This is a genomic window from Lysinibacillus sp. RS11, from assembly GCF_042019215.1.
Classification (GTDB): domain Bacteria; phylum Bacillota; class Bacilli; order Bacillales_A; family Planococcaceae; genus Lysinibacillus; species Lysinibacillus xylanilyticus_A.
In genome coordinates this window covers 237,911-264,310 of the sequence record NZ_CP168124.1, presented here as the reverse complement: position 1 = coordinate 264,310, position 26,400 = coordinate 237,911, and the positions used below count along the sequence as shown (strand labels likewise).

At 37.6% G+C, this 26,400-nt stretch carries 24 protein-coding genes and 3 riboswitches; of the genes, 9 read left to right on the top strand and 15 right to left on the bottom strand.

Translation table 11 applies throughout. The features are described 5' to 3' along the window. Together AB9L17_RS01430 and AB9L17_RS01425 are read left to right on the top strand one after the other, a co-directional pair. Window positions 1–1,161, top strand: coding sequence for a PucR family transcriptional regulator (locus AB9L17_RS01430; RefSeq protein ID WP_375199950.1), 1,161 nt, complete (start codon window positions 1–3; stop codon window positions 1,159–1,161). A 103-nt stretch (window positions 1,162–1,264) separates the two neighbouring features. Next, entirely contained in the window at window positions 1,265–2,146 is an 882-nt protein-coding gene (locus AB9L17_RS01425; RefSeq protein WP_068985854.1) for a DMT family transporter, read from the top strand. Window positions 2,147–2,189: 43 nt separating this feature from the next. Here the strand turns inward: AB9L17_RS01425 and AB9L17_RS01420 are convergent, their stop codons facing one another. Continuing rightward, window positions 2,190–2,759, bottom strand: a complete 570-nt coding sequence (locus AB9L17_RS01420; protein ID WP_068985853.1) for a YitT family protein — start codon at window positions 2,757–2,759, stop codon at window positions 2,190–2,192. A 218-nt stretch (window positions 2,760–2,977) separates the two neighbouring features. Here AB9L17_RS01420 and AB9L17_RS01415 point away from each other — a divergent pair, with 218 nt between their 5' ends. Further along, window positions 2,978–4,267, top strand: a complete 1,290-nt coding sequence (locus AB9L17_RS01415; RefSeq protein WP_068985852.1) for a DUF2252 domain-containing protein — start codon at window positions 2,978–2,980, stop codon at window positions 4,265–4,267. Window positions 4,268–4,313: 46 nt separating this feature from the next. Here AB9L17_RS01415 and AB9L17_RS01410 read toward each other — a convergent pair whose 3' ends face one another. From AB9L17_RS01410 to AB9L17_RS01375, 8 genes are all read right to left on the bottom strand, one after another. Continuing rightward, entirely contained in the window at window positions 4,314–4,835 is a 522-nt protein-coding gene (locus AB9L17_RS01410; protein WP_068985851.1) for a DUF2179 domain-containing protein, read from the bottom strand. Between the two features lie 176 nt (window positions 4,836–5,011). Then, window positions 5,012–6,310 carry a nucleobase:cation symporter-2 family protein gene (locus AB9L17_RS01405; RefSeq protein WP_375199949.1) on the bottom strand — a complete coding sequence of 433 codons (1,299 nt, stop codon included), beginning with the start codon at window positions 6,308–6,310 and terminating at the stop codon, window positions 5,012–5,014. Then, on the bottom strand, window positions 6,310–6,894 hold the full coding sequence (locus AB9L17_RS01400) for a xanthine phosphoribosyltransferase (protein WP_068985849.1): 585 nt from the start codon (window positions 6,892–6,894) through the stop codon (window positions 6,310–6,312). Before AB9L17_RS01400 ends, AB9L17_RS01405 begins: the two co-directional genes overlap by 1 nt. A gap of 133 nt (window positions 6,895–7,027) precedes the next feature. Then, a riboswitch (purine riboswitch) is annotated at window positions 7,028–7,129 on the bottom strand. Between the two features lie 174 nt (window positions 7,130–7,303). After that, complete coding sequence (locus AB9L17_RS01395; protein ID WP_068985848.1) at window positions 7,304–9,127, bottom strand: APC family permease; 1,824 nt, start codon at window positions 9,125–9,127, stop codon at window positions 7,304–7,306. Window positions 9,128–9,309: 182 nt separating this feature from the next. Then, window positions 9,310–9,463, bottom strand: a riboswitch (cyclic di-AMP (ydaO/yuaA leader). A 176-nt stretch (window positions 9,464–9,639) separates the two neighbouring features. Further along, window positions 9,640–10,167, bottom strand: a complete 528-nt coding sequence (locus AB9L17_RS01390) for a PepSY domain-containing protein (protein WP_223554753.1) — start codon at window positions 10,165–10,167, stop codon at window positions 9,640–9,642. Between the two features lie 169 nt (window positions 10,168–10,336). Continuing rightward, window positions 10,337–11,008, bottom strand: coding sequence for a PepSY domain-containing protein (locus tag AB9L17_RS01385; RefSeq protein WP_375199948.1), 672 nt, complete (start codon window positions 11,006–11,008; stop codon window positions 10,337–10,339). Further along, on the bottom strand, window positions 11,005–12,300 hold the full coding sequence (locus tag AB9L17_RS01380) for a HAMP domain-containing sensor histidine kinase (protein ID WP_068985846.1): 1,296 nt from the start codon (window positions 12,298–12,300) through the stop codon (window positions 11,005–11,007). The genes AB9L17_RS01385 and AB9L17_RS01380 overlap by 4 nt, the downstream gene beginning before the upstream one ends. Further along, window positions 12,290–12,985 carry a response regulator transcription factor gene (locus AB9L17_RS01375; RefSeq protein WP_375199947.1) on the bottom strand — a complete coding sequence of 232 codons (696 nt, stop codon included), beginning with the start codon at window positions 12,983–12,985 and terminating at the stop codon, window positions 12,290–12,292. Before AB9L17_RS01375 ends, AB9L17_RS01380 begins: the two co-directional genes overlap by 11 nt. 486 nt (window positions 12,986–13,471) lie before the next feature. Here AB9L17_RS01375 and AB9L17_RS01370 point away from each other — a divergent pair, with 486 nt between their 5' ends. Beyond that, complete coding sequence (locus tag AB9L17_RS01370; protein WP_375199946.1) at window positions 13,472–14,737, top strand: Nramp family divalent metal transporter; 1,266 nt, start codon at window positions 13,472–13,474, stop codon at window positions 14,735–14,737. 59 nt (window positions 14,738–14,796) lie between these two features. Here AB9L17_RS01370 and AB9L17_RS01365 read toward each other — a convergent pair whose 3' ends face one another. The 5 genes from AB9L17_RS01365 to AB9L17_RS01345 form a co-directional block, all read right to left on the bottom strand. Continuing rightward, the gene (locus tag AB9L17_RS01365) at window positions 14,797–15,486 is read right to left on the bottom strand and encodes an ABC transporter permease (RefSeq protein ID WP_068985843.1); all 690 of its coding nucleotides are present in this window, start codon (window positions 15,484–15,486) and stop codon (window positions 14,797–14,799) included. After that, window positions 15,479–16,402, bottom strand: coding sequence for an ABC transporter ATP-binding protein (locus tag AB9L17_RS01360; protein ID WP_068985842.1), 924 nt, complete (start codon window positions 16,400–16,402; stop codon window positions 15,479–15,481). Before AB9L17_RS01360 ends, AB9L17_RS01365 begins: the two co-directional genes overlap by 8 nt. Window positions 16,403–16,539: 137 nt before the next feature. Further along, window positions 16,540–17,475, bottom strand: coding sequence for a sensor histidine kinase (locus AB9L17_RS01355; RefSeq protein ID WP_068985946.1), 936 nt, complete (start codon window positions 17,473–17,475; stop codon window positions 16,540–16,542). Window positions 17,476–17,479: 4 nt separating this feature from the next. Next, complete coding sequence (locus AB9L17_RS01350) at window positions 17,480–18,172, bottom strand: response regulator transcription factor (RefSeq protein ID WP_223554771.1); 693 nt, start codon at window positions 18,170–18,172, stop codon at window positions 17,480–17,482. A 569-nt stretch (window positions 18,173–18,741) separates the two neighbouring features. Further along, the gene (locus AB9L17_RS01345; protein WP_068985841.1) at window positions 18,742–20,205 is read right to left on the bottom strand and encodes an amino acid permease; all 1,464 of its coding nucleotides are present in this window, start codon (window positions 20,203–20,205) and stop codon (window positions 18,742–18,744) included. Between the two features lie 86 nt (window positions 20,206–20,291). After that, window positions 20,292–20,469: riboswitch (Lysine riboswitch) on the bottom strand. A gap of 175 nt (window positions 20,470–20,644) precedes the next feature. Between AB9L17_RS01345 and AB9L17_RS01340 the strand changes: the two genes are divergently transcribed. After that, on the top strand, window positions 20,645–21,853 hold the full coding sequence (locus AB9L17_RS01340; RefSeq protein WP_068985840.1) for a CynX/NimT family MFS transporter: 1,209 nt from the start codon (window positions 20,645–20,647) through the stop codon (window positions 21,851–21,853). Window positions 21,854–21,884: 31 nt separating this feature from the next. Here AB9L17_RS01340 and AB9L17_RS01335 read toward each other — a convergent pair whose 3' ends face one another. Beyond that, window positions 21,885–22,931, bottom strand: a complete 1,047-nt coding sequence (locus AB9L17_RS01335) for a nitric oxide synthase oxygenase (protein WP_317853393.1) — start codon at window positions 22,929–22,931, stop codon at window positions 21,885–21,887. 222 nt (window positions 22,932–23,153) lie between these two features. Between AB9L17_RS01335 and AB9L17_RS01330 the strand changes: the two genes are divergently transcribed. The 4 genes from AB9L17_RS01330 (at window position 23,154) to AB9L17_RS01315 (ending at window position 26,400) form a co-directional block, all read left to right on the top strand. After that, complete coding sequence (locus tag AB9L17_RS01330; RefSeq protein WP_375199945.1) at window positions 23,154–23,774, top strand: hypothetical protein; 621 nt, start codon at window positions 23,154–23,156, stop codon at window positions 23,772–23,774. Between the two features lie 209 nt (window positions 23,775–23,983). Further along, on the top strand, window positions 23,984–24,097 hold the full coding sequence (locus tag AB9L17_RS01325) for a YjcZ family sporulation protein (protein WP_068985838.1): 114 nt from the start codon (window positions 23,984–23,986) through the stop codon (window positions 24,095–24,097). A gap of 413 nt (window positions 24,098–24,510) precedes the next feature. Further along, window positions 24,511–26,079, top strand: a complete 1,569-nt coding sequence (locus AB9L17_RS01320) for a spore germination protein (RefSeq protein ID WP_083227085.1) — start codon at window positions 24,511–24,513, stop codon at window positions 26,077–26,079. A gap of 84 nt (window positions 26,080–26,163) precedes the next feature. After that, window positions 26,164–26,400, top strand: a complete 237-nt coding sequence (locus tag AB9L17_RS01315; RefSeq protein WP_068985836.1) for a hypothetical protein — start codon at window positions 26,164–26,166, stop codon at window positions 26,398–26,400.

Below are 26,400 nucleotides of genomic sequence, written 5' to 3'. Positions count from 1 at the left end.
ATGAACGTAGAGAACTTTTTACAACTGCCCATAACAAAGGATTTTACAGTTGTTGCTGGTCGCAATGGTTTATATAAACCCGTCCACAATGTCGAAATTCTAGACTTTGAATTTTCGCCCGATATTCAAACTGTGAGAGAAACGATTTTCACACCGAACAGTGTGGTTCTGAGCAGTTTATTATTTGCAAAGCACAAGCCAGAATATTTATGGAATGCCGTGAAAAATCTTATTGAGCTAGGGGCCAGTGCTTTAGCCTATAAACCTGTCATCTATGAGGACTTACCAGAGGAAGTTCTAGTGTATGCAGATGAGCACAATTTCCCGATCTTACGATTTGGTGGAGATGAATTCTTTGAAAAAATTATTTTAGAAACGATGGCCTATGCAAAAACACAGGATTATTCATTCTTTTTAGAAACGATTATGCGACGTTTAATGGAAGAAGATGTTACAGCTGAACAAATAAAGTCCATTTTACAACAAGTAAATAAGCCCTTTGAAAAATATGTATTTGTTGCTAATATTCAAACGCAAGAGCTTAAAAATAGTCAGTGGATGCAGTCTCTTTTTCATTTAGAGCCTCTTTTAAAATCGGGTATGATTTGTACCTATAAAAAGAGCCTCTTTATTTTAATGACCCATCCATCGCAAGAATTTCAATTTGAAAAACTTCTCAATGAATGGTTAACCATGTATGCAATCTCAACTGATTCATTGACCTTTGGCTATAGTCGTTGTCATGTAACACAAGTTGAACTCCCTCTTGCTGTTCGGGAAGCCTTCTATGCACGCATCATGGCTGAAATTGAATCGTCTCCTATCTGTCATTATGAAAATCTCGCTTCCGATTGTTTGTTAATTGAATTACATCGCAAGGACCCTCAATTTACTATGAACTATGTAAATAGCTATCTCGGTCCCCTACTTGAGGAAAAGGTTGATCCAGATTTAATGAACACAGCCATCACCTACGTTGTAAAACAAGGAAATATAAAGGAAGTAGCCGTTGCTCATTTTTGTCATCCAAACACAATCCGTTATCGTTTGTCAAAAATACGTCAACTAGTAGCTCCTTTAGAAAATGATTATGTTTTTTACGAACGTATAGCTGCAGCCGTTAAATTGTACTTATTACATAGCAAAATAGATGTTGAATGATCAGCATTGGAATAAGTACAAAAAAACGCCCGAATATTTAGAATTAACATCAATTTTTTTTCTTCCATTTCATGCTATTCTATTGTAGTTAGGAGGAAGAATGATGAAACAATACATAGCTGATGGCATGCTATTAGTTACTGCAATCGTTTGGGGTAGCGGATTTGTAATAACGGCGATTGCATTGGAATATTTAACAGCTTATCAAGTAATGGCAGGTAGATTTTTATTAGCTTCGATTATACTGATAGTCTTATTTGGATACAGATTAAAAAAAGCTTCAAAATCAGTGATCTGGAAAGGTGTTTTGTTAGGGACCATTTTGTATGTTGCCTTTGCCCTTCAGACAGTGGGATTACAATATACAACACCATCTAAAAATGCATTTTTAACCGCTGTAAATGTCATTATTGTTCCCTTAATTGCGTTTGCAGTTTACAAGCGCCGTATAGATGGCTATGAAATTATCGGTTCAATTATAGCTATTATTGGAATCGGTTTTTTATCATTACAAGGATCACTGACAATGAATATCGGAGACGCACTTTCCTTAGCTTGTGCTGTCGCCTTTGCATTTGATATTTTTTGTACAAATCTTTTTGTACAAAAGGAAGATGCCATCGCCCTTACGATTATTCAATTTATCACAGCAGCATTTTTAGGTGTCTTAGTCGTAGTCAGTCAAGGCGACATCCCAACCAACCTTGAAAAAGAAGCAATCTATTCAATTATTTATTTAGGAATCTTTTCAACTACTCTTGCCTATCTTTTTCAAAATGTTGCGAATCAATATACGTCTGCTACAAAGGCAGCTATTATCCTGTCGACAGAATCATTCTTCGGCATGGTACTATCCGTAATTTTCTTACATGAGGTATTAACAAGTCGCATGGTTGTAGGGGCAGTACTGATTTTACTCGCCATATTAATTGCCGAAGTAAAGCCTGCACATCCTAAAAAAAGAATGATGAAGAGCTCTCGATAACGAATTTCAAAATAGTTTCAGTCATGCTGAAGCTATTTTTTTATTATGCATAACTAGTCATAATACTGGTCGTAATCCCTACTACTAAAACTGTAATAATTGACAGCATTAATGTACTGGAAGATAAAAACAGACTCCCTACCACAATGACGATCGAATCAATCATAAAAATAAGTATCCCAACATTAATCCCTGTTTTCTCACACAAAAACTGTGCAATCAAATCTGTGCCACCAGTGCTTGTCTGAAATCTAAGCATCAAGCCAATACCAAATCCCATCAGTATCCCTCCAAATATGGCACTATAAATAGCATCGATTTGGACAAGATTCCGAACAGGCTTTAGTAAGTCAATAATAAGAGAAGATGCAATTAATCCGTGAATGCTATTGTAAAAATATGCTCTGTATTTATACCAAGCAATAATAAAAACTGGAATGCTAATAATGATGATCATTAAACCTATTTTAAGCTTATACAAATAGTGTAAAATAAGCGCTATCCCCACAACTCCCCCATCCAAAATTTGATAGGGCGTTAAAAAAAGATTAATTCCTAGCGAAACCGCAGTACTTCCAATAAGAATAATCAAGCCTTTCGTAAAAAAATACATACAACCCCCCTCCGAGACTGAGCATGTATTTATAGTATGATAATATGGAATCGAACATGTTATCAAATACGGCTTGGTCAAAAGTCAACCCTACTTTTTTTATCGAGCCCGCTCGATAAATTTCTCTAAAGCTCTATTTGGTTTTTCGGGTGAAACTTTATTCCTGTATTTTCCGTATATTCATGTAAAATCACTAGATGAACAAAGGAGAATGTGCTATGGAGCATACTTTATTAGAACAAGTGAAGAACACACGAACAATTTTAAGAAGAACACTGTTAGAGACGATTTTCGAGGAATTTGATGGTCAACGTATGAGATTAACTAAGGAGCAACGTATAGAAAAGTATCGCACCATGCTAGATAGTCCTTTCCGTTTTTTCCGAGGAAGTGCCTATTTATTTTATTTTGATGTCACGAAATCCCCTTCCATTTTCCATACATCTGATGTCATGCCTACTTGGATACAGGGAGACATGCATATGGACAACTTCGGTGCATTTCAAAATGAAACAGGCGACATTGTGTTCGATATTAATGATTTTGATGAAGGCTATGTTGGCTCTTACTTGTATGATGTTAGTCGCATGAGTGTTAGTATCGCTTTATATCTTGAGGAGCAAGGCTTAGATCATGAAGCTCAAGAAAAGGCCATTCATCATTTTCTACATAGCTATGTCAGCCAACTAAAACGGTTTCAGCGTAAACAAGATGATCCACTGACATTAACATTTACAAAGGATAATACAAAGGGACCAATCAAAAAGGTTTTGAAAAAATTAGAGAAACGTCAGCATTCACAGTTTGTACAGGATATCACGTACATTAACGATGAAGAACAGCGTGTTTTCCTATGGAATGAAGAAGTACAGCCTGTCACTTCAGAAGAATATGCCGCAATCTCTACTGCGCTACCCAACTATAAGATTAAAGATATCGCCATTAAATACGGTTCAGGGACAGCATCCATCGGCTTAAAACGCTATTATATTTTAGTAGAGGACGAAACAAATGCACAGGGAGTATGCGATTTAGTTCTTGAAATGAAGGAAGTGCGCACGGCAATCCCTGCATATTTCCTTCCGTACAATGAGACATTCTGGGAAACTTATGTGCACCAAGGAGCACGTGTAGTAGGTACTCAAAAAGCCATGCATCATTTAGAGGACCCTCATTTAGCTTATGTTACGATGGAGGGGCAAGAATACTATATCCGTGAGCGTTCCCCTTATAAGAAAAAGGTGAAGCCTAAAAACTACAAGGATGTAGAGGATTATTTTGCAACAACATCGACGATGGGACAAATTGCTGCCAAAAACCATGCACGTGCCGATATCGACTACTCCGATGTTTTCACCTACCATAGTGAAGATGAAATATTAAAAGCTATTGGTAAGGAGCGTAACGTATTTGTTGAAAGCACGATTTTACAGGCAATGCGCTACAAAGAAATAGTCTATTCGGATTTCGAGTTGTTTAAAGAGTTGGTCAAAGAGCGTTTTAATTGACCTGTGGAAAGAACAAAGGACTTCTGCCATAAAGCGGAAGTCCTTTTTATTTTTGCTTTGCCTTCATTCGATTGAGCAAAAATCCACCTTTGAATGATTTAGGCTCGTAAGAAATAATAAACGCATTTGGTTCAAATTGCTCTACAATTTGGAACAGCTCCATCTCACGATTTCTCTTAGTTAATATTTCGTATTTATAACGGTTACTATCTCGACCTTCACCAATATAAATAGTCACTGCAAAGCCTTCATTACGGAGGAAATTCACGAGCTCTTCGTTTTTATTTTGCGTATTGATTGTCGTATAGACATAGCCGATCGCCAGTTTCCGTTCAATTTTGGCACCTAGGAAAATACCTAGACCAAAACCAAATGCATAAACACTCATGGCTAAAATACTCTGTTCCCCGTTAAAAACAAGCGAAAGGCCAAATACATACACTAACATTTCCAGCATACCGAATATAGCAGCAAGGACAGTAATATTCTTTACTAAAAATATTGTCCGTAACGTTAAAAAAGGTACATACACTAATTGAAGTATTAATATCAGAAATATACTTTGCATTTGTCAGAGACCTTTCAGAGAGTAGTTTTATATACTATATATGTATGTCGATATATTGATTTAAATTCTAATGAAATGTATTTTATAGATTTCCTACCAATAAAAGAATTAACCATCTGGTCTCATAAAAAAATGCCACCTACTATAGAAGTAGATGACATTTTTGTAGATTACCTTTAAACTTCCCCATGCATCGGGTCTTCCTTATGCTTTGGCCCGATCATGTTGAATAAAATATTCAGGATAATCGCTGTAACCGAACCACAGACGATACCGTTAGATGTTAGAAGAGATATACTTTCTGGTAGTGCATCGAAAATTCCTGGTACAACCGATACACCGACACCAAGACTAACTGCTACAGCAGCAATCATCGCATTTTCCGCTGACTCATTCATTACAGGTACTAGCATGCCCATACCTTGTGTAATGACCATGCCGAACATCGCTAGCATTGCCGCACCAAGTACTGGTGTTGGAATAATCGTTGTTAATGCTGCGATTTTTGGTAGAAAGCCAAGTGCTACTAGTAATCCACCTGTGATGTAAATGACTTTACGATCTTTTACGCCAGACATACGAGTTAGACCCACGTTTTGTGAGAACGTTGTGTATGGGAAGGCATTGAAAATACCACCAATAACCGAAGCAAGACCTTCTGAACGATACCCACGAGCTAAATCTTTTGAGTCTAGCTTTTTATTGCAAATATCACTTAGCGCAAAATAGACTCCTGTTGATTCTACTAAAGAAACCATTCCTACGAGTGTCATTGTAATAATCGCTGTAGCATCAAATGTTGGCATACCAAAGTAGAATGGTTGAACCATGTGTAACGCGTCTGCATCTGAAACTGGGCTAAAATCAACTTTACCCATGAATGCGCCTAAGATTGTCCCAGCAACTAGTCCAATTAAAATGGAGATTGCGCGGACGAACCCTGTAGAAAAACGATAAACTACTAAAATAATAACGAGTGTAATAAACGCTAAAGCTATATTCGAGCCAGATGCGAAATCTTTTGCACCTAGTCCACCCGCCATATTGTTTAAAGCTACTGGTAATAAAGAGATACCGATAATCGACACTACCGAACCTGTCACAACAGGCGGGAAGAATTTTACTAGCTTTCCGAAGAAGCCGGCAATAATCATAATGATTACACCTGATGCAATAATTGAACCATAAATATCAGTAATACCTTGCTCTGGATTTGTACCGATTGCAATTATTGGCCTTACTGCTGTAAATGTACAACCTAGGACAACTGGCAAACCAATACCGATAAATTTACCATAATACACTTGTAAAAGAGTTGCGATTCCACACATCATAATGTCAATCGCCACTAAATACGTCATTTGTGTTGAATCAAAGCCGATTGCCCCACCGATAATCAATGGCACTAAAATGGCTCCTGCATACATCGCAAGTAAATGTTGAATCGCTAGCGCAGTCGATTTAAAGGCATTCATTACGCATTAGCCTCCGCAGCAAATGTAACTTTGCCATCCTCAAGAGATTCTACAATTGCTAATGATTCCACGCGAATCCCTTGCTGGCGTAATAATTTCCCACCATCTTGGAAACCTTTTTCAATAACAATGCCGACGCCCACAACATTTGCACCAGCTTGTGCTGCAATATCAAGCAAGCCTTTGACAGCTTCTCCATTAGCTAAGAAATCATCGATAATTAGGACGTTATCATCTTCATTTAAGAAATTTCGTGATACTGAAATATCATTTGTTTCATTTTTTGTGAAAGAATGTACTTTTGAAGAAAAAAGATTATCTGATAATGTTAAAGATTTACGTTTACGTGCAAATACTACAGGTGCACCGATTTCAAGCCCTAGCATAACAGATGGTGCGATACCTGAAGATTCGATCGTCACTATTTTTGTAATAACTTGATCAGAGAAACGATTGGCAAACTCATGACCAATTTCCTTCATAAGCATTGGGTCGATTTGATGATTTAAAAATGAATCTACTTTTAATACAGATGAAGATAAAACTTTTCCTTCTTGCATAATTTTATCGTGTAATAACTTCATTTCCTTTATTTCCTTCTTTCTTAATTTAATAAAAAACGCTGAATACCTTGATCCATTCATCTACGAGTGGAGCAAAGCATTCAGCGTAAAAACGTCGAAACAAATAGAAAACATCATCATCTTATATGAGATCTTCTAAAGCATTGCTACCCATAGTCGATTTATTTACGGTAAATCGGTAGAAACTTGCGAGCCATATTCTCGCTATTATATGAGTGAAACAGTATGAAGCTGTAATACATAGCAATTATTTAAATCAGTACTTCATTCGGCAATGTGCTAAATGACTCACTAAATAAAGATTGATTTTTCGGAATTTGCTGGAATTTTAATTAATTTCAATTGTAAATGTTCGTGTTTTACAACCAACGTACTGATTATATCAGACAATTTTCCAGCAGGCTAGTCATTATTTTATTAAATGGAAAGGCACTGTCATAATGACGACATTTTTGTTAAATAACAGCGTAGCGCGAATTAATAGACTTGATTGATTATGTAACATATGATGCCATCCTTTTTTTGGTATAAATTGTGGGATAACAACTGTTACTTGATGTCCTGTTTTCGCACATTGATGTTCAACCTTATTAATAAATTTCATCAACGGCTGTGTAATACTTCGATATGGTGAATAGTATGTTACAAGCCGTACATCTGGCTGCCAAGCTTTCCATTTCTCTTCAAAAGCTTTTGCGTCATCTTGATCGAAGGCTACGTAAAAGGCAATAATTTTGTCGACCTTTAATGAATGTGCGTAATGCAAAGTGTTTTCAACTACTTTCGTAATACCAGCGACAGGGACTATGAAAACATTCCCCTCAATAATAGGTAGCTCCTCATTATTTAATCTTAACTGCTCACCAACTGCTTGATAATGGTGTTTAATTCGATGAAACGTCAAAATAATTATTGGTAAAAAGATAAATACTGGCCATACTTGAGGTAATTTCGTCACAAAAAACATCATGGCAACAATAAAGGAAATAACCGCTCCAATCGTATTTATTGCAAATTTTGCAACCCAACCTTTTGGCTTTTCACGCCACCATTTCCGCATCATTCCGGCCTGCGCTAACGTAAACGGAATAAAAACACCAACTGCATAAAGTGGAATTAAATGTTCTGTTGCCCCATCAAATAAAATGATTAAGACAATGGCAGCTAAACCAAGCATCAAGATTCCATTTGAATAACCGAGACGATCCCCACGGATTTGGAACATTCTTGGGATAAAACGGTCTTTCGATAAATTGACTGCTAGTAAAGGAAAGGCTGAATAACCTGTATTTGCAGCGAGTACTAAAATCATTGCTGTTGTACCCTGCACTATATAGTAAAAGAAATTGCGTCCTACACTTGCCTCCGCAATTTGCGAAACAACTGTTTCTTCTGCATTTGGAGCAATTCCATAAAAATAAGCTAGACTCACAATACCGATAAATAGTACCGCTAAAATACCGCCCATCGCAAGTAACGTTTTAGACGCATTTTTTGGTCCTGGATCTTTAAAATTAGGAATAGCATTTGAAATAGCTTCTACACCAGTCAAAGCTGAGCTTCCTGATGCAAATGCCTTTAATAATATAAAAAGACTAATTCCTGCAACGGGTGTACCAACCTTTGGACTCAACTCTGCTGGAACTTGCCCTGTTGCTACATTATAAATCCCCACTCCAATTAATATCAGCATGACAGCTACAAACAAATATACTGGATACGCTAATATGGATGCAGATTCTGTAACACCACGTAGATTTAAAAGCGTTAAACATATAACAAAAAACACAGCGATAAACACGTTATAAGGATGCAGACTTGGAAATGCCGAAGTAATCGCATCTGTCCCGGCCGATACACTTACCGCAACGGTTAGAATGTAATCGACAAGTAATGAACCACCCGCGACGAGACCGGCATTGACACCTAAATTCTCCCGAGAAACTACGTATGCTCCACCACCATGTGGATACGCAAAAATAACTTGACGATACGAAAAAATAAGTGCTGCCAGTAACACAACTACCCCAGCAGCAATCGGTAGAGAATACCAAAAGGCAACAGTACTTACTGTCATGAGCACAATTAAAATTTGCTCAGGTCCATACGCTACTGATGACAAAGCATCTGACGACAGTATGGCAAGTGCCTTTCTTTTATTAAGCTTTTGCTCCCCCAATGTATCGGATCTCAACGGTTTTCCGATAACATAACGTTTTAATGAGGATTTCATATACAACACCTTCTAGTTTCATGGGATGTGTTTCGCATTTCTAAATCGATTACACCTTCGCATAATCGGTATCTGTGTAGTCCACTGGGGCTTATTTTCGTTTTTGAATGAAGATAAAAAAACGTCCACAAGTCATCACTAAATACGACTTGTAGACGCTCATTCGTCTGCCAAGCTCCAACTTTTCTGCTCTTAACGCTTACGAGGTTAGCTGTCGGATTCGGGCCTGAGTAGCCCTACCCTTCAAAAAATGAAGAGATTCACCCCAAGGATTATTGTTAAACAATCCGTAAAAACTGGGTCCCCCGCGTTCAGTTGCTTCAGCGATTTAGAAATTTGAAACCTTTATAATGATGTCATATTACGCTCGTATTAAAAAAAAGTAAAGAAGAAAATTTTTTATTATTATAAGTGAAAAGCATAGATATTCTCTCAGGTAGTATGTAATTACTCACAGAACTAAAAAAGCTATCTTAAAAGTATTGTCCCACTTTTAAGATAGCTTATGCACATTAGTCCTCAATATCTTGTTCAAAGCCTATAATTTCACCTGTAGATGAATCAACATCAACTTCGTATTCTTGCTGTCCGTTTCTGATTTCGATTTCGTAAATCCCATCATCAAGTTTAATTTTAGTCACTGTACCCTTTGCCTTTGTTAAGGCCTTTTCAATAGCCTGCTCTTTTGTGATTTTAGTTGTTGTAGTGGAAGCAGTCATCTTGTCATACGTATCATCTTGATCTCGACGTTCCTTCTTTTGCTTTAATAGCTCACCTGTATAGGCATCAAATTTTAAGTCATGCTCTTCAGTATCCGTGTACACCTCTACCTCATAAACTGAGCGGTATTGATTCTGCTCAAACTCAATATCAGTTACGGTACCGTTGACAACTTTTAGTGCTTTTTTCTCAATTTCCTGCATTGATAATACCTTTTTTTCTTGGGCATTACCTGTTAATAAAGTTGTTGATCCAATAACAGCTCCAACGCCAAGTACACCGACTAACGCTGGGATTAAAATGATTTTTTTCATCTTCATCTGTTCATCTCTCCTTTGTTTTATCCCGCATACATCTGGCTGAACGCCCCTCAAGTCAAGCAGCTGAGGTAACCAAAAAGTTAAGCGGGGTTGTACTTTATCTATTCTTAGCTTATCAAGCGAAGATGATAGAACAATAAGAGAAACATTAGAATTTCATTAGAATTACTTAATGATCTTCATCCCATGTGACGGACATCACCTTCCCAGAGATTGCATGTATTTGGAAAACAGCTTCTTCATTCTTAGTTTCAATTTCAACTAAATAATAGCCACCATCCTCTGTTTCCTTATAATCAATGGAATCTACCTCACCATTTAGTTGTTGGAGAGCAATCTTCATTGCCTGTTCTTTAGAAATAACATTGACAATTTCTGGTTGACCAACTGGCTGAACATTTTTTTTAGACAAGACATCACCTGTATAGGCATCGAGTGTGAGATCCCTTTGTTGATCCTCTTTTTCAACACGTACAGTGTAAATGTTATCTACTAACACGACACTCTTAATATCCCCATAATCCTTCTCAACCATATGTCGTATTTGCTCTTCTGTTAACGGTAATTTACTTTCCACTTCCTTCAATTTTAAATTTGTAATTTGCTGTGTAGTTGCATCTAGCATCACCATATAAGTTGCACCATCTCGTGTAAATAGCATTTCATACTCATTTCCTTGATTTTTAGCCTTTGTTACATGACCGTTGTAGATTTTTTCAATATGATGAATTGCCTGTTCTTTACTAAGAGGCTCAACATGAAAGAAGCGATACTGAACAAACCATAGCGTTCCACTACAGAGAAGGATGATGGCACCAATTATCAATAGCCATTTTTTCATTGTTGCTCCCCCTTTGGTACACGTAGGGTAAAGCTTGAGCCCTCGCCAATTGTACTTTCAACATCAATCGTAATACCAAGCTGCCCTGCAAGTTCATGGGCAATAGCGAGCCCTAAGCCTGAGCCTCCAGTTTTACGGTTGCGGTCCTCCGCCACACGATAAAAACGCTCAAATAAATGGGGAATATGCTCAGCTGGAATCCCAACCCCAAAATCTTGAATAGTAATGAGAACATACTCAGAAATGTCTGTAGTATGTATGTGGACTTCTCTCTCACTATATTTTCGAGCATTATCAAGTAAAATAAAGAGCAACTGTTTCAACATTTTTTCATCGCTATAAATATAGTTTGGCATTTCAGCATCGACGATGAATCCGCGATGATAAGCCTGTTGCATTTGCGTGGCCACCTTATTTAAGAATGGAGCAAGCTCTAACTGAACAAAATGTACGTCAAGATGCTCCTTGTTTTTGGCTAACTCCAGCAATTGCAACACCATTTCATGCATGCGCGATGATTCATTCACAATGGCTTGTAGCGATTCCTGCGCTACCTCCTTATTGTCAAAGCCTCTGCGCAATAGTAATTTTGCATAGCTTTCAATCACAGTAATAGGCGTTTTTAATTCATGGGAAGCATTTGACACAAATTGCTGTTGCTTTTGGTAATGCTGTTCAAGCTTCTCCATCATTATGTTAAAAGTACGATTTATATTTGTTAACTCATCCCGGCCTTTGTCGGGAATATCAATTTTTTCGTACTTTCCAGTAGTTGTACTTTTTAACATCGTTTTATTTAAGCGTTCAAGTGGCAATAGAATAAGGCGACCAAGTGCTAAACTCGCTAAAAATATAGGAATTGTTGCAACAATTGAAACAACCACCAATATCGCTTTCAGCAAACCTAATGTGCTTGCCACTTCCTCCACTGACTGCTTTAATTTTATTTGCACAACTGTTCCGTCTATCCAAATAGCTGGCATAGTGAAGCTAATGTATGGGACATCAGGCATCTCTAGTGTAGCCTGAACCTTCATGATTACGTGCTGTTCATCATAAATATACACTGCTCCATCTGTTGGCATATAAGCTCTTAAAACTTGCTGTAAGTTAGTTTGTTCATTTAACTGACTCAATGTAGAACTTAGCTCATTTGCTCGTGCTTGGAGCTGTTTATATTCGGTACTATAAGAAAACTTTTCATACAAAAAATAAATTCCACTATTCGTTGCTACTAACATAACAAGCATTAATAAAGTCGTTAGCAAATGAATTTTTGTTTTAAGTCTCATGTTTGTGCTCCTTCAGCACATAGCCAACACCACGCACCGTTTGGATAATGGGTGTATCATTAGCAGCTTCAAGTTTTTGTCGAACATAACGAATATAAACATCCACAACGTTCGTATCCCCATAATAGTCATACCCCCATACAGCCTCTAAAATTTGCTCACGCGATAGTACCTGCTTTGGGTGTTTCAATAAATATAAGAGAAGATCATATTCACGAGGTGTCAATTGAACCCCTTCCCCATAATAAACAACCTCTCGTGTTTGCTCATTAATGGATAATTGCTCAAATGCCGGTTGAACTTGTTGGTGGTTACTTCTTTGAGAAAATCTTAAAGCATTTCGAATGCGAGCAAGTAATTCTTCAATATCAAACGGCTTTGTTACATAATCATTCGCTCCAAGATCCAGACCCTTTACCTTATCTTCAACCTCACTCTTTGCGGTCAGCATAATTACTGGCGTCTGTGATTCTGTTGCACGAATACGCTTTAGCACATCAATCCCGCTCATCTCAGGGAGCATAACATCCAATAAGATTAAATCCCATTGCTGCTCACGGTATTTAAGCAAACCATCTGTGCCTGTATGTACTGTGTCAGCCTGATAACCCTCAAATTGAAGCTCTAACTGTAGGACCCTTGCAATATTCTCTTCATCCTCTATTATTAAAATTCGCTTGGTCATGCCGAATCATTCCCCATCATTTTCTTCTCATCGTAAACGATACAAGGGGTGAAAGTCTAATTAGAAAATGATGAGAATAAAACATATGCTTCTACCTCCAAAACGAAACTACTCATTTAGGGAACAACAGGCATACTCTCAACAAAATTTCTTAACTTAAAATTTCTGATAGTCTTGGTTCCATGCATACTTTAACTACATAAAGTGAAACTGTAATCAGTGGGGGTTTCTTTATCCCTACTGGATAGAGGAACACAAGCTAAAACCTAAAACCTTCACATCCTGTGAAAACGCTTGTGTGATCAACATCCTGTTGCCCCTAACCAATCGTACTTTTACCCGCAGTTAATGCAGAATAAATATTGCGTTACAAAAAACAGGCAAAAGTCTTCACATTTTTTTGCTCAAGTTATAAAATAGTAATATACTATTTTCCTAAAGGAAACTTTATTTCTTCTACGATACTTTTTGAAACGAGGGAACAACATGGTTTACAAACGACTAACAAAACCGTCTGCTGAGGCGGTTTTAGACGGAGATATAACAGGCTGGCGACGAATTTTACCGTTTCTTGGTCCAGCCTTTATCGCAGCAGTTGCCTATATTGATCCAGGCAACTTTGCGACAAACATAACAGCTGGTTCACAATATGGTTATTTACTTCTTTGGGTAATTGTCTTTTCCAATTTGATGGCGGTGTTAATTCAATCTTTGTCAGCAAAGCTTGGTATTGCGACTGGTAAAAATTTGCCCGAGGTAGCACGGGAGCATTTTTCTAAAAGAACATCTATATTTTTATGGATACAGGCTGAATTGGTGATTATCGCAACAGATCTTGCAGAATTTATTGGGGCAGCACTAGGGCTGTACTTGTTATTTAATATTCCAATGTTACCTGCAGCACTTATTACAGCAGTCGGTTCATTTGCCATTTTAGAATTACAACGCAGAGGCTTTAGAGCATTTGAAGCAGGTATTTCTGGCATGGTGCTAATTGTCGTACTAGCCTTTGCATTCCAAACGTTTTTAGCACAACCAAATTGGGGCGAAGTAACAATTGGGATGTTCACGCCGCAATTTGAAGGGGTAGATTCCCTGTTACTCGCAACAGGAATATTAGGAGCAACGGTTATGCCACATGCTATTTATTTACATTCTTCATTAACACAAAGTCGTATTGTTGGACGTAATGACAATGAAAAAAGACGTATTTTCCGTTTTGAGTTTATTGATATTGTGATTGCGATGATTATTGCTGGTGCCATCAATATGAGTATGCTAGTTATTGCAGCAGCAGTATTCCATACACAAGGTATAGTAGTGGAGGATCTAGATGTCGCTTATAACGGTTTAAAAGAGGCGCTCGGTCCAATGGCAGCAGTATCCTTTGGTCTTGGACTTCTCATCGCAGGTCTTGCAAGCTCTTCAGTTGGTACACTAGCAGGTGACGTTGTGATGCAAGGCTTCATCCGAAGAAAAATACCGCTTTATTTGCGCAGAGCTATTACAATGTTACCTCCACTAGTTATCATTGCATCTGGAGTTAACGCAACCTATGCCCTTGTTCTAAGTCAAGTTGTTCTATCCTTTGGTATTGCATTTGCCCTTATACCTCTTGTTATGTTTACAAGTAAACGGGACATTATGGGAAGCCTAGTCAACCATCGTATTACAACATTTTTAGGCTGGTGTATAGTCGTACTTGTTGTAGCTTTAAATATATATTTAATATGGGAAACGATATTTGGTTAGAAAAAATGCCAGGCACTCATTTCGAATGCCTGGCATCTACTTTTTTCTAAAAAGCCCCTTTATATATCTACCTTTTCAATATTTCGAATCGCTAAATAGGCAACGCTGATTCCGATTATTGCTAATGTTATTGGAACGAAGATAATATCATTCAATGAAAAGTTCCCTGTATTCGAGGATACGACCGATACAATGAGTATTGATGATAAAATCGTTGTTGGAATGGAGTATTTTCTCATACCAAAATACAATGGGATCAATGCCATGCCTGATGCTGCCACGGCATTCATTAATACAACTGGAATACGCTGCATAATTAAAGTAGTCGTTAATGTATCCGGAATTAATCTAAAACTTTCTGTAATAACACAAAAAATCGTCGTTACTAATGCATTTGATAAGATAATTGCACTAAAGGTAAAAAGAATAACTATGGCTAGCTTTGAAGCAATCAATTTTTTTCTATTTATTGGATACATAAATGCCAAAGTGATCGTTTTATATTTGTATTCTCCAATAATAAGTTTAGCGATTAAAACAGATGCAAAAATGATAAATACTGCTCTTACCATTGCATCTATGAAGGTTAGTGCCATCTGATAATTTTCAAGACCTGGATCTTCTTCTATTTTAGTGATAAATAAAAGCATAAACATGACACCTAATATCACAAAATTTGCGAATATAGCTCGTTTTACATAGGAACCTAAATGATACTTTTTCATTTCCAGACGCATTAAATTAAGCATTAACGACACCTCCATTGATTAACTTCAAGAAATAATCCTCTAATGAGCTTGTTTTTTTGCTAATGCCCTCAATTTCAATATCATGCTCAATCAATGTTTTAGTTAGCACCTTTTGAGAAGCTGTTGATTCATAAATTCGAATAGAGTTATCATCCATTAGCTTGAAATTAGTAATATGTAATTCCTTTTCTATAATAAAGGCTGCTTTTTTCCCATCGTTAACAATCACTTCAATATACTCTGCCTGACTATGATTGACAGCGTCCATTGAGACTTCTGTAATTAATCTTCCATTCTTAATAACGCCAATGGTATCAGCTATTTGTTCAATTTCACCCAAAATGTGACTAGAAATAATAATTGTAATTCCATACTCTTTGCAAAGCATCTTGAAAAGCTCTCTAAGTTCTTTAATTCCAACAGGATCTAGTCCGTTAATCGGCTCATCTAAAATAAGTAATTCCGGCTTAGTAATAATCGCACGCGCGATACCCAACCGCTGTTTCATCCCAAGAGAAAAGTCTTTTACACGTTTCTTCTCTGTGTTTGTCAGTTTCACTAGATCTAGGACATGAGTAATTTCTTTCTTGTCATAATAGCCCATATATTCGCAATGTAATTCTAAGGTTTCCTTTGCTGTTAAATTTTCATAGAAAATCGGATATTCAATAATTGTACCTAGCCTTTTCAGCACTTCATAGGATTGATCAGTTAATTTTTCACCAAAGATTTCAATGTCTCCACCCGTTGGCTTCGTAAGATTTGTCAGCATTTTCATGACTGTGGTTTTTCCGGCACCGTTAGGACCTAAAAAGCCATAAATTTCTCCCTTTTTCACATGCATATTGACGGCAGAAACCACTTCTTTTCCCTCATACACCTTTGTAAGCTGATTTGTTTTCACAATATATGTCATATAGATCTCTCCCTTAAATTTAGCTAACCTTATTATAAAAAACGAAACTCTCAAATTTATTACTGGATTCTTACAAATTTCTTAAGCACAAAAGAAAAGCTTGTAAAGCAATTAAAATGCTCTACAAGCATGACTGTTCAGTACATTATTCGTTTTAAAGAAACCGTAAAAATGGTTTTCTCATATGGAATACTTGAGAGCTGTATGGAGCCATCCATTAATTCTACAAGACGTTTTGTAATGGTTAAGCCAAGGCCACTACCTTGGAAGGATTTATTTCTGGAATCCTCAAGCGTATACATTCTTTCAAAAACATTATCAATATGATATTCGTCAATGCCTTTACCACGATCCCATACATCAATAAAGATGTTAGTATCATCATTTCTTACTGAAAGTCCGATTACGTTTCCAGCTGCCCCATAGGCAATAGCATTAGACAGTAAATTGTTCAGAACCCTATCTAATGCCTCCTCATTTCCAAGTGCATTCAAGGATATCTCTGGTATGGCAATATCAATTTCTAGCCCCATAGAGGTGACCATATCGTAAAATGATAAAATGTTTTTACGGCAAATTTCACTGACATTGATTTTAGTCATTGGATAATCTGTATCTCCAGCCTCCAATTTTGCCAAGTCAAAAAATGTATGGATTATTTTTAATACTTCCAATGTTTTCGAATGAACACCAGTAAGCAATCGTTGCCGCTCCTCTTCACAAAGTGAGTTCTTAAGCTGCAGCATTTCAGTATAACCTAATACAACTGTTAAAGGTGTTTTAAGATCATGCGAAATATTCGCCAACATCTTTTTCATAGAGCTTTCCATTTTTCGATGTGTTGCTAGTACTTTTTGATTGTGATCCAACAAGGTATTCATCGCAATAAGTAGTTGCTGTATTTCTTGATTAGCTGTCGATACTAAAATCTTCTCGCTCGATTGTTCATCAACGATTGCTTGCAGTTTTTGATGCATGTATTGAATAGTAGCATCTTGTTGTTTTTTTGCTCTCACCTGAAAAATTATAATACCTAGGAGCAATACAATTATAAATAGTAGAAATATAATCATCTGTTTATCCTTCAAATTTATAGCCAATTCCCCAAAGCGTTATAATATATTGAGGGTTGGATGGGTCGTCTTCAATTTTTTCGCGTAATCTTCTTATATGTACATTAATAATGTTTTCATCTCCATAGTAAGCATCATTCCAGATTAGTTGATAAATTTGCTGCTTTGTAAAAACGCGATTACGATTTGTCACGAATAATTTCAAGATGGCAAATTCCTTTGACGTGAGCTTTACTTGTTGTCCATTCTTCTCAGCTGAAAAATTAACAAGGTCGATTGATAAGTTGTCTATCTCTACTGTATCTTTCTTCTCCTCTACTTGACTGGAGTATTTTGTAGCTCTTCGAATTGCGGCTTTGACACGTGCTGAAAATTCCAGCATAGAGAATGGCTTAGCGATATAATCATCTGCCCCTAATCCTAATCCCAACGCTTTATCAACATCACTATCCTTGGCTGACATAATGATAATTGGAAGTGATGCTTGCTCTCTTATAATCTTTAAAACTTCTAATCCATTAAGTTTCGGTATCATAATATCCAAGATCACTAAATCAAAGGGATTGTTTAAACAATTTTGTAATGCTTCCTCACCATTTACCGCAGAGGTGACAAGGAATCCCTCCATCGTTAAATAGTTTTCCACCATTTCACGAATGGCTTCGTCATCTTCTACTAGTAATATATTGTTTTGCACTTTCATGCACCTCTTCCTAATATAAAGCAGTCTATATATGACTTGGTCATTACTATGATCATCACCACAAAGAGGGGTTGATTTCCGTTCCAGCTGGGCGCTTTCCTGGGGGCGTCCGATGAGCCGCTTCACTCGCTGGGCTCGCTCCAGGGTCTCATCTGTGACGCTAATCCCCAAGGAGTCGCCCAGCCTCCACTCCAATCAACTTATATGCATGGTATACGTTTCAACAAATGTTATACCTGAAATTTGGTGATGTGTCATTTCTCAATTAGTTTACCATATTAAGGTTGTGCACCAAAAGTGAAGGACGATTTGAGAAACTAAAGTCCCCTTTCTTCTTCTCTCCAGTACAAACAGGTATTTTTAATTAACTAGGATTACTCATCATTTTGCTTATTCTTGTAGTCTACGAATCGATGATTGCAATTATGGGGATACGAGGTCTTGGAGCTTAAAGATTAATCGTTCCCTCGCAGTATTTTGAACTCTAGGGTTACAAATTTATTATTTAACTTAAAAAACTGCCTTGCAAGTCATTTTCTATGACTCACAGGGCAGTTTTAATTTTATTGTTCTACTTTTAAATCACATTCCTCTAGTGGAAGCATTTTTGTTTTATGCTTGATTTTATAGCCAAGCCATAACAGTAAGAACAGTGGAATACCAATATATGAAACAAAGACTCCGTACCAATCAATTTTGTCACCCATAAAGGCAGTGTAATTTTGACCGATCACAACAATCATACAAACTGTAAAAGCAAATAGCGGACCGAATGGGAATAGCTTTGCTTTATATGGCAACAATTTCGGATCCAAGCCTTGTGCCTCGAACGCTCGACGGAAACGATAATGGCTATATGCAATTCCTAGCCAGGCAATGAAGCCAGACATCCCAGAGGCATTTAGAAGCCACATATAGACTACACCGTCACCAAAGAATGAAGCTAAAAATGCTAGGGAGCCTACAGCTAATGTCGCCAATAATGCATAAATGGGAATACCTCGACGGCTTAGTTTAGTGAAAATTTTTGGTGCATGGCCATCTACTGCTAATTGCCACAGCATACGAGAAGATGCATAGAGCCCTGAATTCCCTGCTGACAGCATAGCCGTTAAAATCACGGCATTCATCAATGACGCTGCAAAGGCAATTCCTAAACGGTCAAATACTAGTGTAAATGGTGATACAGCGATATCCTCAGACAACAAACGTTCATCTGTAAATGGAATCAGCATCCCAATTGCAGCAATCGCTAAAATATAGAATAAAAGAATTCGCCAGAAAACAGACTTAACAGCTTTCGGAATATTTTTACCAGGGTCATCCGTTTCCCCTGCTGTTATTCCTAGTAGCTCTGTCCCTTGGAAAGAGAATCCCGCAGCTAAGAAAATACCAAATGTAGCAAGGAAACCACCGTGGAATGGTCCATCACTAATAAAGAAATTCGTAAAGCCTACAGGAGCTTGTCCACCTAAAATACCAAAAATCATTAAGAAACTGACGATAATAAAGATGATTACAGTTACAACCTTGATCATTGCAAACCAATATTCACTTTCACCATAGCTTTTTACCGATAGTAAATTGAACGTTAAAACTATAATGATAAATAAAGCAGTCCAAAGTGCTGATGAGCTATCCGGGAACCAATATTTCATAATTAATGATACAGCAGAAATCTCTGCCGCAATGGTGATTGCCCAGTTGTACCAGTAGTTCCAACCAAGGGCAAAACCTAAAGCCGGATCTACAAATTTTGTAGCATACGTACTAAATGAGCCCGATGATGGCATATAAGCCGCCATTTCGCCTAAGCTCGTCATTAAAAAGTACACCATAATACCAATTAATGCATAGGCGAGCAGTGCTCCGCCAGGGCCTGCTTGCGCAATGGCACCACCACTAGCTAAAAACAACCCTGTACCGATTGTACCGCCTAATGAAATCATAGTAATATGACGGCTTTTTAATTCTTTTTTCAGCTTCGGCGCTTTATTACCGAGCTGATTCACTTTTATTTCACTCACGATATAGCTTCCTTCCTTCTTTAAAGAGGCAAAAAAAATGCCATCACATGAACGTAGTGATGGCTAAGTTAATCCTCAGTTCTTTCAAAAACGATAGCTCAACACGTTGTTCCAAACGTGACAGTTCTGTTCCTTTCGGAGACAGCCCCAGCATGAGGTTTTCAAGTCCCCTCACACTTCGGCGATATTTCCTTTCCACTAACATCTCTAATGCTTGTCATTTCCATTAGTATACTCTTAAATACCGCGACCTCTACCTCAATACAAACTTGAGGCATATAATTATTAAATTTATGATGTGTATTAGTTTAACATACGACCTTTGACATTTCAATAACTCGATTAATGTTCCGTTTTTTTCGAATTTTCCATCACTTTAAATAATTTAATACAATGGCATAGTAGTTCGATTATAATTGTTCTAACAGGAGGGATTTATTTGACTACTGATGAACATTCGACTACTTATCTTAGCAGGAAAATCAGCTGGAGAGGAACAACCTTATTACTAGTGATCGGCGTAATTTGTATTGCCTCGACATTACGAATGCCACTAACAGTTGTTGGGCCCATTATTTCCTTTATCCGTGAAGATCTCAGCATATCCAATGTACTCGCGGGCTTTCTAACAACAATCCCATTGCTAGCATTCGCAATCATATCACCATTTGCCCCTAATGTCGCACGTAAATTAGGGCTAGAATTAACATTATTTTTATCTACTATTCTTTTAGCATTAGGAATTATAATACGCTCCCTTGGCACAACTACTTTACTCGTGTTTGGTACTGTGCTAATTGGTATCGCCATTGCATTCGGTAACGTACTTATTCCAGGATTGCTTAAATTGAAGTTTCCCTATCACATAGGTTTACTTATGGCATTTTTCACAATGTCGATGAATTTGACAGCTGGGCTTGGTGCTGGCATTAGCTATCCTATTGCCAATTCATCATTTGGCTGGCAAGGTGCACTGGCCATCTCGCTTGTACTAGTGGGATTAACCATTTTAATTTGGATTCCACAGTTGAAATTTAATAAGCCTGAGCCTACTTTGAAGATTACAAAAGAACGTACACCTTTATGGAAATCACCTGTTACTTGGGCTGTAACAGGTGCTATGGGGTTACAGTCATTATTATTCTATACAACTGCTGCCTGGATTCCTGAAATATACATAGCGCAAGGCTTAGCCGCAGATCGTGCCGGCTGGATGTTCTCCATCATGCAATTTTCACAAGTCCCGATGGCTTTAGCTGTACCTATTATTGCTAGTAAAATGACGTCTCAACGCCCCCTTGTATTCATGTTTACGTCATTTTACATAGTTGGCTTTATTGGGGTAGTGATGGAATGGACAGACTTCGCAGTACTGTGGATGGTGCTACTCGGCTTAGCAGGGGGTGCTTCATTCGCATTAGCGATGATGTTCTTTACACTACGTACCCGTTCAGCTTTTGAAGCAGCTGATTTATCAGGCTTTGCACAATCCTTAGGTTATTTATTCGCTGCAATCGGTCCAATCCTATTCGGATACTTGCATGATGTATTCGGCGGCTGGAACATCGTAGGATGGCTCTTTGTTGTCGTAGTATTGATACTTTCCTTATGTTCTTTTAGGGCTTCTAAAAATGAATATGTAAATTAAAAAAGGCAGCTCATGTACTGCCTTTTTCCGATTAATAAGCTGGTTTCTGATAAAAATAGTTCGGTGTATTATAAACATTGACATATGGCTTATGGAAAATATGCGTTGTAGCTGGTGAAAGAGGTGGAATCAACCATGTCCAATTCCCTGTAACTTCACGATTTGTTGCTGCTTCCGCTTCCTCAAACAATTTAAATTGCTGAGCTGCGGTATGATGATCTACAATGCTCACACCATCTTCTTTAAATGAATGTAATACCGCAATATTGAGCTCAACTAATGCACGATCACGCCATAGAGAGGCCTGCTTTGTTGTATCGAGGTTAAAAATTTCTGCTATAGCGGGCAGCATATTATAACGCTCATGATCAGCTAAATTACGTGCTCCGATTTCAGTGCCCATATACCATCCATTGAATGGAGCCGCCTGAAAATCGATACCTGCCATTTGGAAGCGCATGCTCGAAATCATTGGCACCGCATACCATTTTAATCCTAGCTTTTCAACTTGAGGAGCTTCAGGATGACGAATCGGAACCTCAAGTACATATTCATCAGGGATTGTAAACATTTGCGGCTCTCTTCCATCCACCTGCACAACAAGTGGAAGCACATCAAATGCTGTTTTCTCACCTTGCCAGCCAAGTGATTCGCATATTTTTGTAAACTCAACGGAATGTCGATCACCAATGATTCCAGATTCCGTTTCATAGCCCGCATAACGGATTAGCTGGTGATTCCATATACGCACTCGCCCTGGTGCAAAAACGGTTATTGTTGGACGAATTTTGCCGTCATTTGTTGCATATTGTATATGCTCAAGTAAAGCAGTGAACACAGCCTCTTCTTTTAAAATATCACGGGCATCTATAACATGTAGTGATTGCCAAAACAAACGTCCAATACACTTATTGCTATTACGCCATGCCACTCGTGCGCCGAAGGTTAATTCCTCCGTAGTCGGTATATATTCTCCTGCTGTTTTAATGTGCTGTAATTTATTTTCTAGCCATGTTTTAGACTCATTTTGTTCTACTTGATAAAGTTCTAAAAACTGCTGTATCTCATGTAAATTCATATCGAATTCCTCCATCTACCCTCATATTAGAGGAATGGGACTATAATCACCACGAAAATATCTGTTGGAAAACATACATATTTCATATATGAAATACTTTGTTCAAATTTATAGACGGTCATCATGTGATTTCATCAGATACCAAAAGTGTAGCTTATGCAAGTGAGCTTTTTTCATTATCAATTATGCCCCGACATAATTGCGTCGTCCGGAATCGGCTTTGTGCTTAGGCCTGCAAATGTTTTTGTGCGAAAGCGTAGTGCTAACGTAGCGACAGCAAAAGGGTTTTATCTGCGCGAAAGCGAAGCGGCAGCGGCAAAAGGGTTTTATCTGCGCGAAAGCGAAGCGGCAGCGGCAAAAGGGTTTTATCTGCGCGAAAGCGAAGCGGCAGCGGCAAAAGGGTTTTATCTGCGCGAAAGCAAAGCGGCAGCGGCAAAAGGGTTTTATCTGCGCGAAAGCAAAGCGGCAGCGGCAAAAGGGTTTTATCTGCGCGAAAGCAAAGCGGCAGCGGCAAAAGGGTTTTATCTGCGCGAAAGCAAAGCGGCAGCGGCAAAAGGGTTTTATCTGCGCGAAAGCAAAGCGGCAGCGGCAAAAGGGTTTTATCTGCGCGAAAGCAAAGCGGCAGCGGCAAAAGGGTTTTATCTGCGCGAAAGCAAAGCGGCAGCGGCAAAAGGGTTTTATCTGCGCGAAAGCAAAGCGGCAGCGGCAAAAGGGTTTTATCTGCGCGAAAGCAAAGCGGCAGCGGCAAAAGGGTTTTATCTGCGCGAAAGCAAAGCGGCAGCGGCAACAACACGATGCAGGTCAGTTAGCCGTTATCGCATGGATGCGATGGTTTTAGGCTAACATCCCATAAGCACTCCTTTCCTATTTTGTGACATCCACCGAACTTCTTTTAACGGATGTTTGGACGCGCTGAAAAGTGACTTAAACGCATTCATCTCACCACCTATAAGACTTCAGCTGAAAGAAGTTAAATTTTTTTAGTGGATGAATGTCGCGAATCCTGTTAACAAATATTCATATTATAGATTTTAGAGAGGAGGGGAATAATTATGTCTCAAGACTATGGTAATGGATCTGGGTCTGGTTCATCATTTGCTCTAATCGTTGTTCTATTCATTCTTCTGATTATCGTTGGAGCTAGTTTCATGTCAAAATGTTATTAATACCCGGTAACACCTCTAATGCTCATAACGATTAGGATAATACAAACTTATCCTTTACACCTTCAAATATTTAATAAGGGTCACTAACCTCCGCGTGACCCCTTTAATTTTTCTTCTTTCAAAGTATTCATCCCTCTACAAACCCACAAAGTATATTTGACACTTCCATCTAACTTTGCGAGCATAATAAAAAGCACCCCTGATGAAATGCCTAAAAATCCACTCTACGTCTTTTAGTTTTCATCTAACCTACCCTATTATTTGAAATAATTTGTTCAAATTTACTAATCATTTCTCCAAATATAGTATCTCAATCTAACTTTACATATGATAAAAGATTTTTTCTTAATAACTAAAATTTTATGTTTAATTAAATATAAATTTGTACATCCTCTTAATAGTTTCAAAACTTAATGAGGAGGAGATTTGAGGTGAATGATTTCGAGAATACTAACATCTCCCATGATTTTATTCAAAAAGGACTACTAAACATAAAACTATCTAAAAATATTACTACTATAAAAGAAGCTTTCGGAAACAGTAGTGACCTTATTATACGGGAAACATTAATAGGAAAATTAAAGGAACAATCAATCGCCATTATTCACACTGATGGTTTAGCTGATACAACCGTAATTTCAGACTTTATCGTAGAGCCTCTCTTATCTGATTTAACGGAGACTTCCGAAACAACAATCAATGAATTAAATCAACATTTAAAGAATTACTGTTTAACAGTGGGACATGTTAACGATATTGTTGATTTTACTGCATTGTTTAGTGCCATTTTAAATGGAGACACCGTTATTTTACTAGATGGTCTGGCAAAAGGGATTGCTACGAGTACAAAAAGTTCGAAGGATAGAGCAGTAACAGAACCCTCAACAGAATCTGTCATTAGAGGCCCTCGGGAATCATTTACAGAGACTTTGAGAACTAATACCGCTTTAATTCGGCGTAAAATTAAAAGCCCAAACCTTTGGATAAAATCTAGGGTCATTGGTGATGTTACTCAAACAGATGTTGCCGTTATGTATATAAATGGAATTGCAAACGGAAAAATTGTACAGGAAGTTTTTGAACGATTGGATCGAATTGATATTGATGGCATTTTAGAAAGTGGCTATATTGAAGCGCTAATTCAAGACCCAAAATTCTCGCTATTTCCTACTGTTTATAATTCGGAACGTCCAGATGTTATTGCAGGAGAATTATTAGAAGGTAAAATTGCTATTTTAGTAGATGGTACTCCCTTTGTTTTAATTGTACCTGCATTATTTACATCCTTCATGCAATCTGCAGAGGATTATTATCAACATTCATTTATCAGCTCATTTATTCGTATCATTAGGTTTTTAGGGATTAGTCTTGCCTTAGTTGCTCCTTCTCTCTATATTTCCCTTACGACTTTTCACCACGAAATGATACCCACATCTTTGCTCATCAATATTTATTCACAGCGAGAAGGTGTACCATTTCCTGCGTTTGTTGAGGCTCTAATTATGGAGATTGCATTTGAAGTACTTAGGGAGGCAGGGCTTCGTATGCCAAGAATGATAGGGCCTGCAATATCGATTGTAGGAACATTGATTATTGGACAAGCTGCTGTACAAGCAGGTATCGTTTCAGCATCAATGGTTATAATTGTAGCATTAACAGCGATATGTAGCTTCCTTTTTCCTGCATATGGATTATCTAATTCCATACGCATTTTACGCTTTCCTTTAATGGGATTAGCAGCAATGTTCGGGTTATTTGGAGTGTTTATAGGAATGATGTTTCTTATTATGCATTTATGTAGTTTACGTTCCTTTGGTGTACCTTATATGAGCCCTTTTGCACCAATAATTCCAAAGGATCAAAAAGATGCACTAATCGTTTTTCCACGCCGATCTTTGTTAACTCGCCCGCGATTAATTAGCCAAACTAATAATGTTAGAGGACATAAGCAATTACAAAATAAGAAACGACCTGCTCATTAACTATTAAAAAACTACTGTCAAAGTCAATGTGAAAACTCAAGGTTTAGAGACTATGTAGAACGCACAATTAAAGGAGTAATCTATATGGCTATGGTATTAGTAATATTAATTATTACAGCTTGTATTATTTTTTTTGAGTTGCCAAGTTTAAAAAAAGGAGATACTAAAACTGTTTGGACATTTTCCCTTTTGCTAACGATTGGTGTAGTCTTAAATATTGCTATAAGTTTTAAAGCAATCCAATTTAGTCCGCTGGATATAATTATGTATATTTTCCATCCAGTTAGTGATTTTTTAAAAACAACGTTATTAAAAAAATAA

Coding starts and splice junctions, on each gene's coding strand:
- AB9L17_RS01315 (WP_068985836.1), top strand. CDS start 26,164: ATGGCTATGGTATTAGTAATATTAATTATTACAGCTTGTATTATTTTT.
- AB9L17_RS01395 (WP_068985848.1), bottom strand. CDS start 9,127: ATGAAATCCTCATTAAAACGTTATGTTATCGGAAAACCGTTGAGATCC.
- AB9L17_RS01355 (WP_068985946.1), bottom strand. CDS start 17,475: ATGATTATATTTCTACTATTTATAATTGTATTGCTCCTAGGTATTATA.
- AB9L17_RS01420 (WP_068985853.1), bottom strand. CDS start 2,759: ATGTATTTTTTTACGAAAGGCTTGATTATTCTTATTGGAAGTACTGCG.
- AB9L17_RS01335 (WP_317853393.1), bottom strand. CDS start 22,931: ATGAATTTACATGAGATACAGCAGTTTTTAGAACTTTATCAAGTAGAA.
- AB9L17_RS01360 (WP_068985842.1), bottom strand. CDS start 16,402: ATGACATATATTGTGAAAACAAATCAGCTTACAAAGGTGTATGAGGGA.
- AB9L17_RS01325 (WP_068985838.1), top strand. CDS start 23,984: ATGTCTCAAGACTATGGTAATGGATCTGGGTCTGGTTCATCATTTGCT.
- AB9L17_RS01390 (WP_223554753.1), bottom strand. CDS start 10,167: ATGAAGATGAAAAAAATCATTTTAATCCCAGCGTTAGTCGGTGTACTT.
- AB9L17_RS01375 (WP_375199947.1), bottom strand. CDS start 12,985: ATGACCAAGCGAATTTTAATAATAGAGGATGAAGAGAATATTGCAAGG.
- AB9L17_RS01415 (WP_068985852.1), top strand. CDS start 2,978: ATGGAGCATACTTTATTAGAACAAGTGAAGAACACACGAACAATTTTA.
- AB9L17_RS01385 (WP_375199948.1), bottom strand. CDS start 11,008: ATGAAAAAATGGCTATTGATAATTGGTGCCATCATCCTTCTCTGTAGT.
- AB9L17_RS01370 (WP_375199946.1), top strand. CDS start 13,472: ATGGTTTACAAACGACTAACAAAACCGTCTGCTGAGGCGGTTTTAGAC.
- AB9L17_RS01380 (WP_068985846.1), bottom strand. CDS start 12,300: ATGAGACTTAAAACAAAAATTCATTTGCTAACGACTTTATTAATGCTT.
- AB9L17_RS01400 (WP_068985849.1), bottom strand. CDS start 6,894: ATGAAGTTATTACACGATAAAATTATGCAAGAAGGAAAAGTTTTATCT.
- AB9L17_RS01410 (WP_068985851.1), bottom strand. CDS start 4,835: ATGCAAAGTATATTTCTGATATTAATACTTCAATTAGTGTATGTACCT.
- AB9L17_RS01365 (WP_068985843.1), bottom strand. CDS start 15,486: ATGCTTAATTTAATGCGTCTGGAAATGAAAAAGTATCATTTAGGTTCC.
- AB9L17_RS01425 (WP_068985854.1), top strand. CDS start 1,265: ATGAAACAATACATAGCTGATGGCATGCTATTAGTTACTGCAATCGTT.
- AB9L17_RS01405 (WP_375199949.1), bottom strand. CDS start 6,310: ATGAATGCCTTTAAATCGACTGCGCTAGCGATTCAACATTTACTTGCG.
- AB9L17_RS01320 (WP_083227085.1), top strand. CDS start 24,511: ATGAGGAGGAGATTTGAGGTGAATGATTTCGAGAATACTAACATCTCC.
- AB9L17_RS01430 (WP_375199950.1), top strand. CDS start 1: ATGAACGTAGAGAACTTTTTACAACTGCCCATAACAAAGGATTTTACA.